This window comes from Natronomonas moolapensis 8.8.11 (assembly GCF_000591055.1).
Lineage (GTDB): Archaea > Halobacteriota > Halobacteria > Halobacteriales > Haloarculaceae > Natronomonas > Natronomonas moolapensis.
Genome location: NC_020388.1, coordinates 1,494,790 through 1,509,705 on the forward strand (window position 1 = coordinate 1,494,790; position 14,916 = coordinate 1,509,705).

Sequence of the window (14,916 nt, forward strand, 5' to 3'; positions counted from 1 at the left end):
CCGGTATACTGTTTCATTTGCAAAGTATACCGGTAAGAAATATAGCCCCTAGTGCGGATTTGATTCATTAATTCGCAGAAATATTTTCAATTTCTGTCCCGTAGGAACATTTTAACTTATGTTCTCAGCTTTGCACGTTGAAGTAGTAGCGTGACGAAGGAAGTGACAAGGACGGATGATGCCGATTACAGACTTCTTATCGTGCACGCGCGTGTTCGACGAGTTTGAGTCGTTGTCTCCGGCACAACGTCATCACGCGAAAACTTACGCCACAGGTCTTGTTGCGGCCAGCAACAAGACCGTGGCGGGCATCGCACGCGAAGTTCTCCCAGCACAGGGCAAGCGTGCTCTCAATAAGTTCCTCACTGAGTACGACTGGGACGAACGGCAGTTCAACCACGAACGCCTCGAAGAACTCCAGAAACACGGTGAGACACGGTGGTCGAAAAAGGGCTACATCATCCTTGACGACACGATCACCGAGAAAGCCGGGGACGAAGTCCCCGGCGTCGGGCGCTTCTACGATCACGCTGAAGGTGACACCGTCTGGGGTCAAGACCTCATCTACGCCTTCTACGCTGACGACAAAACCGCCTATCCACTCACCTTTCGCCTCTATGAACAGCAAGACGAGGATAACCAGAACCACGACACAAAGTACGATTTGGCCCGTGAGATCATCACTGAACTCGAAAACGAGGTAGGTGTCCCGGCGGATACCTACCTCTTCGACTCGTGGTTCGCCCACGATTCTGGCCTCCCTGAACGCATCGAATCCTACGACAAGGACTGGATCGGCCCGCTCCGGAGCAACCGCAAGGTGACCTACGCCGGCGAGGAAATTCGCGTCGATGCGCTGGCAGAGCGCATCGACACGACTGAACGCGACATCGAGGACGATACCTATCACATCTGGACGAAGAAGCTTCCCGTCTCCCAGCTGGGAGACGTGAAGCTGGCTATTGCCGAAAAAGAGGCCGAAGAGGACGAAGAGAACCCGGTCAAGTACCTCGCTACGAACAAAATTGACGCACCGACCGAGCACGTGATTCGCTCCTACGGGATGCGATGGCGAATCGAGACGTTCTTCGAGGACTCGAAACAGGATTTAGGCTTGGGAGACTGCGAGATGCAGACCGAAGAAGGTGCCAGTCGGCACTGGCACCTTCTGATGGCTGCCTACAGTCTCGTTCGTCTTGATCTTGAGTCGAGCGCCTTGGGGACGGTTCGCTCGAAGGCGTCATCGCTTCGAGCGAACCTCGAACATTCCCTGAAAGAAGCCGTCTACAACCTTCTCTCGTGGGTTCGAGACAACGATGACCGAGGCGTCGACGATCTCATGGAAGAGATTGATCACCTCTTCGTTCACTCAACTGCTGACGCTAACGTGCAAAGCTGAGTTATGTTGTAGCGTACCATCTACCGTGCGAGTCTCGTCAGTAATTTTCGATGACAGCAGTACTGTCAGTGAAGAAAACGCGCGGGCGTTGGCGATTCACGAGGCGGTACGCGACGGGATTGAGGGGCATTTCAACCAACAGTGGTCCCGGCTGAAATTATAGTAGACACCAGAAGTAATTACTCACATTAAGAACAGAGAGTTTGTCGAGAGCAGTGTCAATCGTCGTCGGTGTCTGCTTCGGCGTTGCTGAAACAGTTTGAAAAACTGGTAGTTCGTCGTTTTACCTCTCGAAGGACACGTTTGACGCTATTCCGATTTCCATGGCGTTCATATCTGAAATCGAGGCTGTGGCGGCGACAGACGTCTTTCAGTGAGTGCGAGCCATCTACGAGAAATACCGCGTCGTCAACGTCATGTTTCTCGCGGAGTTCGGCAAAGAACGCGTGAGAGATTACCTTGTTTGTCGTCGGTTCAGGCGTTGTGTACAGTAATTTGCTTGTCTCAGGATCGACAGCAGCGTACAGCCAGTACTGCTCATTATTGAGTCGGATCATGGTCTCATCCACCGCAACGTGATCCGGATTCCGACCAGATTCGGGCTGTAGATCTGCCCTCTGAACCCAGTTGTGAATAGTAGATTGAGCTCGACTGACACCGAATATCTCAAGAATAGAAATGGTATTCGAAAGTGATAGGCCAGCTAAATGGAGTTGAATACCAAGCTTCATCAGTAATCTCGGTGTCGCTTCTCGCTCCACAAAACCTAATTCGATCTCGTCCAAACAGCCGTTGAGGTGGGCGTTTTTGGGCATAGAGCACTCAAAAAACGTACCGCCTCACTTTTCACTCTTATCTGAACACCGCCGCCGAACTGATGCAAATATTTGTAAACTACCTCCTAATAGTGTGCTTCATGCCGAGTTTAGGAACGGGGGGCCCTCCAGAAACAATCCCATCTACCTCGGCACTTTCAGTTAGTTGGGATGATTTTTCAAACGGGAAACTCATCGGGCAAGGTGGTAACGCTGACGTGTATCAGGTTACTGTTACTCGGGACGGCAATACAGTCCCAGTTGCGATCAAGCAGCCGCGTTTTCAAGGCACGCTTCATTCAGACGCCATAGACCGGTTTCGAGATGAGGTCCAAGTCTGGTACCAACTTGACGATCATGATCATATTGTAAGCCTGTTTGACGGGGGAACCGACCCGCTGCCGTGGTTGGCGATGGAGTACATGGACGGCGGGAATCTCCAGGGCTTGCTCAATGATGGAAGGCTTCCAGTGGAGCAAGCACTTTGGGTTGGATACTGTATCTGTCAAGCGGTCCACTACGCTCATCGGCACGGCGTTGCCCATCATGACCTCAAACCCGCTAATATTCTATTTCGACAATACGGCGATAGCTGGATGGTCCCGAAGGTAAGCGATTGGGGCCTCGCACGCATGATGCTTGATGAAACTGGAAGCGTTGACGGTCTCTCACCGCACTATTCGGCTCCAGAACAGTTTGACGCCGGAAAGTATGGCTCTCCAAATGACCAGACCGATATTTATCAACTCGGAACGGTGCTCTACGAGTTGCTAACTGGGAGACCACCATTCGAAGGCTCAATGACTGAAGTAATGCAGAGTATTCTCTCTCAGGACCCAACTCCTCCGAGCGATATCGCTAATCTTCCGACAGCGGTTGACGAAGTCATTATGCCTGCTCTTAAAAAAGAGCAGACTGCTCGCTACGACAGTATCGTCTACCTCCGAGATGGTGTCAAAAACCTAATTGAATCAACGACACAGGACACTATCGATACGGATGGGTCATTAAAAAACAGTGTTCAGACATCGAATGGGGCCAGTGAAACAACAGGGAATAGCGGCCAGCAGGCTCAGCAAACAAAAGCCCCGGAGCCAGAACGAACCAAGCAGGAAACAGCCAACACACGGTCTAACGCGGGAACTACTGCTACAACAAAGAATACTCAATCATTAGTTAATCGACGATCACTGCTGGCAGTACTTGGTGCAGGGGCAGTAGGTCTCGGGGGCTGGCGAATTAGCGCAGGTACTTCTGACTCTCCGCCATCAAGTGCAGATAGCGGTGGAGGCGAAACAGTAGTAAGCAGTAGCAATGACGGTGGTAACGATGATCGAGTCGAAAATGGTGTCGGCAACGGCGGTGCCGAAGGCCCCGAGGCCCGCGCGGAAGCGTTCGTCAGCGATAACGAGGCGAACCTCTATGGGGGATCCCTCGAGGACATGACCGGCCAGGACGAGGTCGTCATCGAGACGGGTGCCGGCGAGAACGGTTTCGCGTTTAGCCCCTCGGGCGTGGTCGTCTCCACCGGGACGAACGTCGTCTGGGAGTGGACCGGCGAGGGCGGCGCACACAACGTCGTCTCCGAGGACGGCAGCGACTACGAGTTCGAGAGCGAACTCACCGACGAGGCGGGCTACACCATCGAGCAGACCGTCGACGAGGCCGGTGCGGTCCTCTACGCCTGTATCCCCCACCGCGCGCAGGGTATGTACGGCGCTGTCGCCGTCGTTGATGACGGTCTCGTGATAACTGATAACGGTGGCTCAGAGAGACCAGAGGCTCGAGCTGAAACGTTCGTCAGTGACAACGAGGCAAATCTCTACGAGGGATCGCTTGATGACATGACTAACCAAGACGAGGTCGTCATCGAGACGGGGGCCGGGGAAAACGGCTTCTCATTTAATTCCCCGGGAATGGTCGTCTCTACCGGGACGACCATCGTCTGGGAGTGGACCGGTGAGGGCGGCGGACACAACGTCGTCTCCGAGGACGGCAGCGACTACGAGTTCGAGAGCGAACTCACCGACGAGGCGGGCTACACCATCGAGCAGACCGTCGACGAGGCCGGTGCGGTCCTCTACGCCTGCATCCCCCACCGCGCGCAGGGTATGTACGGTGCCATCGCTGTCGTTGATGAGTAATGAACTAACCGACACTACTATATCGAGGTCGAACTACCCGTGTGGGAAACGAGTTCATATGCATGGTAATAACTGATGTTGATGCGAGATAGGAGCCGTATTCCCAGTTGAAACGAACGACTTCGAGAATCGCATCCAGTTCAAGAATGTATTCAAATTGATTGAGACACCACGTAGTATACCGTCTCAACCAACTTTCTAAGTAAGCTATCAGGAGCATCCATGGTATAGTACAAAAGTACGTGTTTACCCCCAGATGGATATCGTCACTCTCTCGTGAGTGCCACCCAACTGGTGTCGTAGACTGATGCAACAGGCGGGCAAACACGCTTTCGAGGGATGGTCTCCAGACCGGAGACCATCCCGTCTCGCCTGTTCATGACCTCTTCGGAACCTACCAAGGAAGAGATCCTTGAGCGTCTGGTCGCACTTGAGAAAGAGAACGAGGAACTTCGAGAGGAGAACAAGCGGCTCAGAGCCAAGCTTCGGTGGTACGAGGGACCCCATACACCACCGAGCAAAGACCAATCGGACCAGGAGGAGTCGTCCTCGTCCGATGGGGACGAGGACGACGAACAACCACGTACTGACGGTGGCACGCCTGGCCGAAAGTCCGGACATGACCCGGAATGGCGCGACGCTCCTGACCCGGATCAAGAGATCGAGGTTACCTGTGACTGCTGTCCAGACTGTGGTGAAGCGTTCGACGAGTCGGCGGGCGTCAGCCCCCGACTCGTCGAGGAACTCCCGGATCCACAGCCACCAGAGGTCACACAGTACAACCGCCATCACTACGAGTGCCACTCCTGTGGTGCCGAGACTGTCGCCTCACACCCCGACTGCCCCGATGAGGGGCAGTTCGGGGTGAATGTCATCGCACAGGCGGCGCTCTCTCGGTACGATCACCGCCTTCCCTACCGGAAGATCGCCGATCGCTTCGAACAACTCCACGGACTGGAGTTCACGGGTGCGTCCGCGTGGCACGCGACCGAGCGCGTTGCACGCGCCGGTCGCTGTGAATACGAGCAGATTCGCCGTCAGATCCAGCAAGCCGACGTTGTCCACGTTGACGAGACTGGAATTAAACGCGACGGCGAACAGGCATGGATCTGGACGTTCACCACCGAGGAGCACACGCTGTACGTGGCTAGGGAGAGTCGAGGAAGTGATGTTCCCGCGGAAGTCCTCGGCGAGGACTTCGCGGGAACAGTCGTCTGTGACGGGTGGACGGCGTATCCGGCTTTCAGCAGCAACCTCCAGCGGTGTTGGGCGCATATTCTACGGGAGGCTGAAGACGCCGCCGAGAAACAGACGGAAGGCGAACCGATCTACCGTGCCCTCAAACAGCTGTACGTCGCTCTCCAGACCCGGCTGGAGAGCGACTTGACAGTCCGCGAGCGAGCAGAACTCCAACGTGTGGCGCGGAGAGAGCTTGAATCGCTGATAGAACGGTCAGTTCCTGACGGACCAGTGGCAACACTACTCGGCAAGATCGAAGGAGGCCTCGACCACTGGCTCACCTTTATCGGTGAGCCAGCGGTCTCCCCAACGAACAACGCCGCTGAAAATGCGCTCCGTGAGCCAGTGGTTCTCCGGAAAATCATCGGAACACTCCGGAACGACCGCGGTATGTTCGTGCATGAGACGCTGCTGTCCCTGCTGGCGACGTGCCGCCAGCAGGGACGCAATCCCTACGACGAGTTCAAGCGAATCGCTCGAAACAACGAGATGATTTCACGAGCTCAGACCGTACCCGCTGTTGCATCCTCGGGGTAAACACATACGTACAAAATAAGAGCGTCGTTCTCTGACTGTACTTTCACCGTGGTTCGCGAATCCTTTTAATAGTCGACTCATTGGATACCCCTCCGTTCAGAAGATCCGGTGAGTCGCAGTGCCGGTCCAGCAATTAGCGAACGTCGATTCGCCCGACAGCGGAGGGGGTAATCCGCTGAGCTTCGATGCCGGGGCAACAGTTCTAATCGCCGTACTGCGTCGGGGTCGGTCGATCCGTTGAATCGGGTTGGTTTTTCACATATTGCTCGTTCCTCGTTTGAACGAGCGAAAATCGCAAGACAGCGGCAGGAAGGGGATGCTCCGTTTGGGATTCGAACCCTGGTCCTTGCCGTGAGAGGCCGGCCAGCTTTGGGACGACAAGGTTTCGAGTCCCAATTCGATGACCCTCCATATACGGTCTGCGCCTGCTACAGCGAGAATATTTTGCGCCGAGGTATATAAAACACCCAGCCGATTGCCCGGTCAGCACGTCCGATTCGAAGGACTGAGTCGGGAATATAACGGTTCGGTACTTCTATAGTAACCATCGCAAGTGATTACACATCAATCGCACTGCCGTCGTGCGATCGAGTGTGCAGTGTCTTCCGATCGCTACTATAGGCGATCAAGGCCGGACGTTCAAGTATAGTGGCAATGTAGAACGGCTATGAGCCAACCGGCGGGACGGATCGTGCGCGAACTCCACGATGAGCCACATCTCGACGGTCGACGGATCACTGTGCGGTTCATCAAAGAGCAAATCGAGGGTCGAGGACTCACTCCCAGAACCGTTGCCGATCGTCACGATCTCGACGTGGCAGATGTCTACCGAGCGCTTACCTACTATCACGACCACCCCGAGGAGATGCGCGCTGTCGAGCGGCAGCGCGAGGCCGCGATCGAGGAGCACGAGCATCTGACGACCGATCCAAACGATGTACGTGGCTGATGGAGTATCGGATTCTCGCCGACGAAAACGTCTAACGGGCGACGATCAACTATCTCCGGAAGCTCGACCACGATGTCGAATGGATCGGTGATATTGAGGAACTCGGACTCGGTTCCGATGACGACTCGATCGCTGCGTATGCACGAGAACGGAATCTGCTTCACAAGAGCGTAGACGATGATCGATCTGCTTCTAAGGAGGACGTCGGTGTGTTTGATTGGATCCGCAGTTGGTTTGAATAATTCGCTCCAGATTTAACTCTCCGAATCAGCGTGGCTGTTCTGTGACGTGCTTCGTTGATTTATACTAAACAGGCAATTATGCATATCGGCTTCAACACTCAGTTGGGAGAGTGACATCCGATGGGAAACGCTACCGACTGTCCGAAACGCATCGCTGACGAGGAATCGATTAAAACACTTCTCAAAACGCTCGCTGATCAAGAGTGCCGGCAGATACTACAAGACCTCCATCAGACGCCGATGTCGGCACCCGAACTGGTCGAGGATCGCAACATTGCACGATCAACGGTGTATCGTAAGCTCGAGCGATTGAATCAGATCGGACTCGTGGATACCCGTATTCGAGTAGACAAAACAGGGGCCCACGCCACAGAGTACGACATCGCCCTGCAGAATCTGCGTATCGAATGCGCTCCGAATGGTTTCGAACTCGTCCTCGAAGGTCACGAGGACGACAGCGAAACTGGTGGGGAAAAGCCGCCGACCCGGACCGGTTCGGATTCCGTTCCGTATCAGCAATTGTGATGGTTGTTTGCTTGCTATCATAAAAAATCCCACCGTCCACGTGTGACGGGCCCCGGGGCCAAGCCCCGTGGCGTCCACCGCGTTTCGCTCGTGAAACAGTGGCGTGGCCCGTAGCCCTATCGTGCCGAGTGGTCCGACCCCCGGCTCCCCTACCGCTGAGAGGCGGGGGCGGGAAACCGCACCGCAGTCGAGTGCTGTCCGACTACCCGCGGCCCCTCCGATCACTCTCCCTTTCGATGTGGAGGGGGCCGCGTTGTACTCACAGCTTCGATGATCCCGGGGGCCGATCGGTGTCAGCGCGGTGCCGGAGCAGTTCCTCGTGGGCACCCACTTTGAGTGTCACGTCGGAGTTCGGCTTTGCCGTGCAGATGAGCGCGAAGTCCGCATCGGCGTCCTCGCTGTAGTACCGCTTCGCGTCGGACTGATCGACGTCGCCCTCCAAGACCGTCGCGGCACAGGTGATACACCATCCCTGTTGACAGTCAGCAGGCACCCAGAGCCCCTGCTCTCGGGCCGCAGCCAAAATGTACTCCTCGCTGCCGACACGGATCGTGTGGGTTTCGCCGGCCTCCTCGAGATCCGCATCAGCTGGGATCTCGATCGTGACATCCCACACGTCGGTATCGGCGTCGGACATATGTAGTTATGCCGAATCGTTGAACGGGGTGTTCTTCGTGTAGGGCGCATCGCCGGGTTCGCCACGGGCGAAGTGCCCGGCGGGGTTGATTTCGCCGTCGCGCTCCTTCGAGAGCAACTCGATGAACCACGCTTCGTGGTCCATCTCCTCGTTGAGAATCCGCTGTGCCATATCGTAGGTGCGCGGATCGGCGCCACGGGTCATATCACAGATTTCGCTCCAGGTGCGGATCGCACAGCGCTCCGCCTCGAGCAGCACTTCGAGGATATCCTCGACCTCGAGGGTGCTGGTATCGAGGCACCCGTCGTCGTCCATCGGGGTCGGGACCTCCGCGTCGGGACAGGACGCACGATCCGCGAAGTCACGGATGTCGTTCGGAAGCGACCCCTCCAGTTCGTAGATCCGAGGGACGACCAACTCGAAGTGGGCTCGGTCTTCGAGCCGCGCGTCCTCGGTGATCTCCTTGTAGTCCTCCTCTCCAGCCAGATGCATCCGGAGGTTCGTGTAGTAGTAGTACGTCGTGAACTCGGCTCCGACCGCGTCGACGAGTTTCTCTCGGAGCTCCTCGGGGTCACAGCCGCGTTCGCGGATGACTTCCGCACCGACTCGTTTGCTCGTATCGCCCGGTTCGATGCTGCCAGAGGCGTGTTGCTTTTGATCACTCATGGTCTGCCGGCACCTGTGTCTGAGGGGGGGCCGATGGTAGGAGTTGTTTTGATTATACACGAACCTCGGTGGCAAAATTGTATTCAAAAATCGCAATACATAACTCGAATAACGCGCAATTTTATATGCGGCCAGCCGATCCTAGTTTATACTAACTCACCCGCTAATTACTTCACGTGAGATGGCACAATAATGCAGGAGTTTGAATTTAGTATCCGGTTCGGCGAGGGGGTAGATCCGCTCATGGATATTTTTCGGGAGCACCAGTCGCTCTCGGCACGCTCGTCGTGGTGTTTCGTGACGGACTCGTCGATGTGGCGGATCGACCAGATAACTGGCTCGACGGAGGCGCTTCAGCGGCTCGACTCGCAGTATCTCGACTGCTCACAGTGTAACGAATGCCTCGATACGCCGAACTGCCAAACGCACCGGGAGTACCACGTCCTCGACAGCACGAAAACGACGCGAACGATCTACACGTACCGGACGGAGATACAGGACTGTCACTCGATCCCGTACGTCGTCGTCGACCACGTCGGCGAAGGCTGTGTATTCGAGGCCCGCCGGATCGACAACGAGTACCGCTGGCGCGTTCTCTACCCGAGCGAGCAGGCGATCGGAGAGCTGTACGACGCCATCGAGGGGTCGCTTCGGCCCGGCCTCTCGCTTGATCTCTCCCGGGTGCAATCGTCGGTTGGATGGGACGCAACGGCCCGTGCCGCAGCCCAGTTGTCCGTGGGACACTGGGAGACGCTCGAAACGGCGTTCGAACAGGGGTACTACGACCGACCCCGAAACGTGACCGTCGAAGACATCGCTGACACGCTCGAGACACCGTCCTCGACCGTCCAGTACCGGCTACGAACAGCCGAGGATCTGATCATGTCCACGTTCATGAACGACTCGGTGTGAAACTCCCCGATCACAACGGTTGGGGCTTCTCCGTGATTCCCTCAGACTACCGAAGCCGTCATACAGGCGGTAGCTGACGCACGCTTTGGTAGTACATCGCTTCCACAGCAGTGGCTCGAAGTGATTGATCGGCGGGACGAACTCGAAACGCTCGCACGGACACTGGCAACAACCGAGAGTACCAGGTGACAGACACTGAGTATATCAGAATCATGCTGCTGAATACAGAGCGCGAGTCTTGCATTTGTGAATACTGCTCTCTCGATCGGCGATGCCCAGCAGTTCATCGACAGTAACCGCCGTTTGCCCGATGATAGTGTCCTCGCCTGAGCAATGGCGAGTTGATGAATATACCTACTTTGGTACGATTGGCTCACGTATTACAGTACGTTGTATACTCCGTATCGAATTCTCGTGGCGGTGGTTGCTGGAATTGTGAAGCCGTCTCCTTCGATATATAAGGGTTTTCCAGCACGTTCAATAACCGTTCGAATGTGGATAGAGTCCCAGTTTCGAGATACTCGTCCAGTGCCTCTTCAACCAGGTAGTTGCGAGGAATGTACCGCGGATTGGCTTCCTGCATCAACTCCTCATCTAGGCCGACAGCAGCCAGTTTCTCTCTGAGCTGTTCGAATTCCGTAGTTGCAAACGCTGGGTCATCAAACGTACCGGGCGTCTCTAATTCCAGAAACGTATTGGTATAGTCTGTGTTCGACTTGCGGAGCCACTCCAGGAATTCATCGACGAGTGCTTTCTCATCATCCGAGGTGATCCCCAGCTTCTTTCGCATCATCGTGTAGTATTGTGCATCAAATCGATCGTCAAATTCGTCCAGTTCACTTTCGAGTTCATCGTACGTGAGCGCCGTTCGTGTACACAGCGGTTGGAGCGCCTCTGCGAGACGTTCGAGATTCCACCGCAAAATGGGTCGCTGGTTGCCGAACGCATATCGCCCGTGCTTATCGATCGAGCTGAAGACCGTCTCCTCATCGTAGTAATTCATGAACGCACAGGGTCCGTAATCAAACGTCTCTCCATCGATACTCATGTTGTCGGTATTCATCACGCCATGAACGAATCCGACACGCAGCCAGTCGACAACCATCTCAATCGACGACTGCATGACTGCATCAAAGAAATCGAGGTATGGACGATCCGTTGCAGTTAGCTGTGGGTAGTGTCTGTCAATAACGTAGTCAGTGAATCGCTGTAGTTCGTCGGCTGCTCGGCTTGCAACATACTGAAATGTCCCGTATCGAATATGGCTGTTCATCACTCGGACAAGAATGGCTCCAGGTTCCGTCCGCCGTCGTCGGATCGCTTCGTCAGTTTCGAGGACCGCTAGGCTTCTCGATGTTTTGATGTGTAGATTCTGCATCGCGTATGAATACAGATACTCTCTGAGCATCGAGCTGACAGTTGCGTTGCCGTCGCCTCTCCCCGAGTACGGCGTTCGACCGGAGCCCTTCAGTTGGATATCGTATCTATCACCATCGCGCACATGTTCGCCGAGTATCATCGCTCTCCCATCGCCCAGGGCGGTAAAGTTCCCATACTGGTGGCCTGCATATGCTTGGGCGATTGGGTCTTCCAAGAGGTCTTGGCCTGCTAGAATGGTAGCATTGAGTTCCGCTGGATCCAATCCAAGATCAGCACAGAGCCCGTCATTACGAACTACAATTTCTGGATCAGCGATACTTTTCGGGGTTACTCGCGAATAGAGGCTTGGGTCCAAATTTTTATACGTGGTATCAAATGAAAAGGTCATTTTGTATTAAGTAGTATTATTTTGCTTGTTAAATAAACTTACTTTTGAGGATATTAAGATGCGGTCAATAGAGATTCAAATCGGCGCGTGCTGCATACGTCTTCTACCTCTTATACACGGTTCTATCAAATGATGAGTCTCTTCTCCGGTTTGAGGAATAACAAACCCCTCAATCAACGGTTGGAAGCGCCACTTAGCCCACCGATACAGCTTTATGTATTCCGCGGAAATTAAAATATATGGCCAAATCAGCTCTCTCGGGTTCGCACCCGTTGGATACGATGCTGGCAGTTTCTGACGTGATCCAGAACGAACGGTTGGCACGTCTGTACGCTCGGGTACTCGAACTCGACACCCCCACTGTAGAGGAGCTCGCAAGCCGTTCTTCGAGTTCTCAAACCACGGTCTACGAGGATGTCAAACATCTCGTGGAAATCGGTGTCCTCAAGCGCGTGACGGACTCTCAGCCGCACCGATATAGTGCTCGTCGGGTCGATATGACCATACAGACCGGGGAAGAGACGTTTCAAATCACCCCGACGCTTCTCGTTGCCCTGGCTCAACGCGACTCAAACGACAATATCGAACTTTACCTCGAACGCCACGAAGTCAGCGGTCTGGCGACGGCCATCGAATACGCTCGGGCCTACACGAAATCGGAGATGACTGCCCGGATTATGGCTCGCGAGCAGGAGATTCCCGTCCTCGAAGCCGAAACAATCCTCCAGGAACTCCAGGAGATCCTCCTTGATGCAGAGAACGAGATTTCGACGGAACTCGATATAGAGACGTTGGATGCAGATGTCGACGAGCGAATCGGCGAGTAGTACCCGTGCCGGAACACCTCTTTCCCGATGTCGAAAGCCACCTCATCGACACGAATCTCTTCATTCGATTCGAGCGCCACGATACGATTGGCCTACTCGAGCGGGCAGTGACCGAACACGATATCGTTCTGTTGGTCCCGCAGCGAGTATACGAAGAGCTCACGCCAGAGTCCTGCCCCTACGACCAACCTCCAATTGACGATGCGATCGAATCCGGCTGGGTGCAGGTCCTGGATGAAGTTGATTACTCGAACCCCATCGTTTCAGCTACGATGGATATGGTTCGACAGTACATCTCCGTCGCCAGCGATCGTCCCGAGCACACGGTAGAGCAAGCCGATGCAGAAGTGGGTGGGGCAGCAGCGACACTCTTGGAAGATGGACGCACAAACTCGATTGCGATCTACACGAACGACAGGGCCGCATTCCGCGGGATCGAGCGAGCACTCTCCCAACACAACTACGAGAACCACGTTCAACTGATCAAGGCGTTCGATTTCGCGGATACCGTCGAGAACAGATACCAATTCTCTGGATAACCACTCTTTCAGCAATTTGACCAATACAGTCATCACCGAGAGCCGTGCCTCGTTTCTCTATTCGGAATTCGCTTCTGAAAACCGACCGTTGTACGCTCTTCGACGGTAGAGCGCCATTTTTGTCGCCCCCTGACAGGTGAAGGGGCTGGAAAGGCCCAGACAGAACGCCTCGACCATCAGAACTCATGTCCTCAGCATCCACCGCGAGTGGCGACTCCCCCAGCGTGAAGGAGGCAACATCCCTGTCGAGCGAGTGGCGCTACGAGTGTCCGACTACGTCGACCCCTCCGATCAAGATGCCGCAGATCTTATCGATGAAGGGGCTGACGCCGGCATCTACACGCTAGATCGCTCTTCGGGCGGGAACGCCACCATCACCGGCGTCTCACCACAGGGGACGGAACCGAAGGTAATCACCGACGCCTTCGGCGAACTCCAGCAAGACACTGACGTCGACTTCCGCGTGATCAGCGTCGTCACCGATTCGATTAATGACGCGCTCTATGACGTCGGCTACGACGACTTTGCGTCGCTCGCGGACGCCAACGTTGACGACATCGCCGACCTCACCAGCACGCTCACCGAGGGCCGTGCCGAGAACCTCCTCAAAGAGGCCCGCACGCACGTCCCCGCTGGACTCCGCCTCGGAAAGACCGCTGCCACCTACTACGGCCAACGGATCGATCCCGACACCGAACGGGCCGCCGCTCGCGTCACCGACCTCTCGCTTGTCACCGATTCCGTCGGTGAACCCCAGCACCGTTCCGAGGGATGGGGGCCCGACGACGAGCGCGGGATGTACATCTCCGATATCGGCCGCAACTCCGGGAGTCCTGTCCCCACTGGCCTGCACATCCTCGACGATCCCGACTATCCGAGCGTCCCGAAGGCCGCGACTCACCCCGACGCAGCCTATAACGCGCTCCCGGTCGACGACAACGGCGAGGTCGTCCCACCAGCCGTCCCCATCGACCCACGCTTCCAGGTCCCCCTCGATGAACTCATCGCGAAGAAACTCGCTCGTGGCCTCGTCCCGGTTCGGGTGGTCGGGCCGCGTGGGTCGGGGAAGAACTATCTCATCAAGTATTTATGCCACAAGACGAACCGGGGCTACCAGTCCATCGATGTCGACCGAGCGACCGAACCCGAGGATCTTTTCGGCTCGCTCGTTCCCGATGGCGACGTCATCGTTCCCCGAGACGGCGCCGTGAAACAGGGTCTTCTGAACGGCGATACGATCGTCATCAACGAGTCTCCCGTCATGCAGGCCGGCGCCGCCATCGCATTACACCGGCTGTTGAACGAGGGGACACTCCTGGTGAAGAGCCACGGTGAACTCGTTGAGCCGCACCCGTCGGCTCGAATGGTCATCACTACGAACCCGCCGACACGCGAGTACCGGGATTCGGAGCCGATGAACTCGGCAACGAGAGGCCGCTTCCGTTCGTTCGAGCAGCCCTACATTCAGGAGATCGAGGAAGAAGTGGAGACACTCGGTAGGCAGGTGAACAGCAACGACCCCGTCGTGGACCGACCGACGCTCAAGAAAATCGTCCAGTTCGCCCACCAGACCCGAGAGAACGAGTCTTGGCCCACGCTCTCGACGCGGAATCTCACGATCCTCTGTGAACACATCGAAGACGGAGTGTACCCGAAGGCCGCCGTCAAGGGGGTGCTCTGAGGAGTTGCCGAACCAAACCAGTACCCCGAAGACGCC

General features: G+C 55.7%; 13 protein-coding genes and 1 pseudogene. 10 read left to right on the top strand and 4 right to left on the bottom strand.

Annotated elements, in window-relative coordinates; all coding sequences use genetic code 11:
• The first annotated feature begins 175 nt into the window (after positions 1-175).
• The gene (locus NMLP_RS07385) at positions 176-1,399 is read left to right on the top strand and encodes an IS701-like element ISNamo5 family transposase (protein ID WP_015409494.1); all 1,224 of its coding nucleotides are present in this window, start codon (positions 176-178) and stop codon (positions 1,397-1,399) included.
• Between the two features lie 218 nt (positions 1,400-1,617).
• On the opposite strand, the gene NMLP_RS14350 is transcribed toward NMLP_RS07385, so the two are convergent.
• On the bottom strand, positions 1,618-2,214 hold the full coding sequence (locus NMLP_RS14350) for an IS6 family transposase (protein ID WP_076982702.1): 597 nt from the start codon (positions 2,212-2,214) through the stop codon (positions 1,618-1,620).
• Positions 2,215-2,315: 101 nt separating this feature from the next.
• On the opposite strand from NMLP_RS14350, the gene NMLP_RS16160 reads away from it, so the two are divergent.
• The 4 genes from NMLP_RS16160 to NMLP_RS15115 all read left to right on the top strand — a co-directional run bounded on the left by NMLP_RS16160 (position 2,316) and on the right by NMLP_RS15115 (position 7,850).
• Complete coding sequence (locus NMLP_RS16160) at positions 2,316-4,358, top strand: halocyanin domain-containing protein (RefSeq protein ID WP_015409495.1); 2,043 nt, start codon at positions 2,316-2,318, stop codon at positions 4,356-4,358.
• 339 nt (positions 4,359-4,697) lie between these two features.
• Positions 4,698-6,134 (top strand): IS66-like element ISNamo3 family transposase, encoded by a 1,437-nt coding sequence (locus NMLP_RS07400; protein WP_015408665.1) that lies wholly within the window; start codon positions 4,698-4,700, stop codon positions 6,132-6,134.
• 667 nt (positions 6,135-6,801) lie between these two features.
• A complete protein-coding gene (locus NMLP_RS07405) occupies positions 6,802-7,083 on the top strand; it encodes a DUF433 domain-containing protein (RefSeq protein ID WP_015409496.1) in 282 nt (93 codons plus the stop codon).
• Between the two features lie 362 nt (positions 7,084-7,445).
• Positions 7,446-7,850, top strand: a complete 405-nt coding sequence (locus NMLP_RS15115) for a winged helix-turn-helix domain-containing protein (RefSeq protein WP_015409497.1) — start codon at positions 7,446-7,448, stop codon at positions 7,848-7,850.
• A 259-nt stretch (positions 7,851-8,109) separates the two neighbouring features.
• Here the strand turns inward: NMLP_RS15115 and NMLP_RS07415 are convergent, their stop codons facing one another.
• Together NMLP_RS07415 and dps are read right to left on the bottom strand one after the other, a co-directional pair.
• A complete protein-coding gene (locus NMLP_RS07415; RefSeq protein ID WP_015409498.1) occupies positions 8,110-8,487 on the bottom strand; it encodes a 2Fe-2S iron-sulfur cluster-binding protein in 378 nt (125 codons plus the stop codon).
• Positions 8,488-8,493: 6 nt separating this feature from the next.
• Entirely contained in the window at positions 8,494-9,153 is a 660-nt protein-coding gene (dps, locus tag NMLP_RS07420; RefSeq protein WP_015409499.1) for a DNA protection during starvation protein, read from the bottom strand.
• 192 nt (positions 9,154-9,345) lie between these two features.
• Between dps and NMLP_RS07425 the strand changes: the two genes are divergently transcribed.
• Entirely contained in the window at positions 9,346-10,065 is a 720-nt protein-coding gene (locus tag NMLP_RS07425) for a helix-turn-helix domain-containing protein (RefSeq protein WP_015409500.1), read from the top strand.
• A gap of 373 nt (positions 10,066-10,438) precedes the next feature.
• Here the strand turns inward: NMLP_RS07425 and NMLP_RS07430 are convergent, their stop codons facing one another.
• Positions 10,439-11,833, bottom strand: coding sequence for a protein adenylyltransferase SelO (locus NMLP_RS07430; RefSeq protein ID WP_015409501.1), 1,395 nt, complete (start codon positions 11,831-11,833; stop codon positions 10,439-10,441).
• A 281-nt stretch (positions 11,834-12,114) separates the two neighbouring features.
• On the opposite strand from NMLP_RS07430, the pseudogene NMLP_RS16165 reads away from it, so the two are divergent.
• The 4 genes and pseudogenes from NMLP_RS16165 to NMLP_RS07445 form a co-directional block, all read left to right on the top strand.
• Positions 12,115-12,258, top strand: a pseudogene (locus NMLP_RS16165) (DUF7437 domain-containing protein); the annotation flags it as partial.
• 72 nt (positions 12,259-12,330) lie between these two features.
• Entirely contained in the window at positions 12,331-12,660 is a 330-nt protein-coding gene (locus NMLP_RS15870; RefSeq protein WP_231857218.1) for a DUF7437 domain-containing protein, read from the top strand.
• Positions 12,661-12,665: 5 nt separating this feature from the next.
• Positions 12,666-13,199 (top strand): hypothetical protein, encoded by a 534-nt coding sequence (locus NMLP_RS07440; protein WP_015409503.1) that lies wholly within the window; start codon positions 12,666-12,668, stop codon positions 13,197-13,199.
• Between the two features lie 136 nt (positions 13,200-13,335).
• The gene (locus NMLP_RS07445) at positions 13,336-14,880 is read left to right on the top strand and encodes an AAA family ATPase (RefSeq protein WP_015409504.1); all 1,545 of its coding nucleotides are present in this window, start codon (positions 13,336-13,338) and stop codon (positions 14,878-14,880) included.
• The last annotated feature ends 36 nt before the right edge of the window (positions 14,881-14,916 follow it).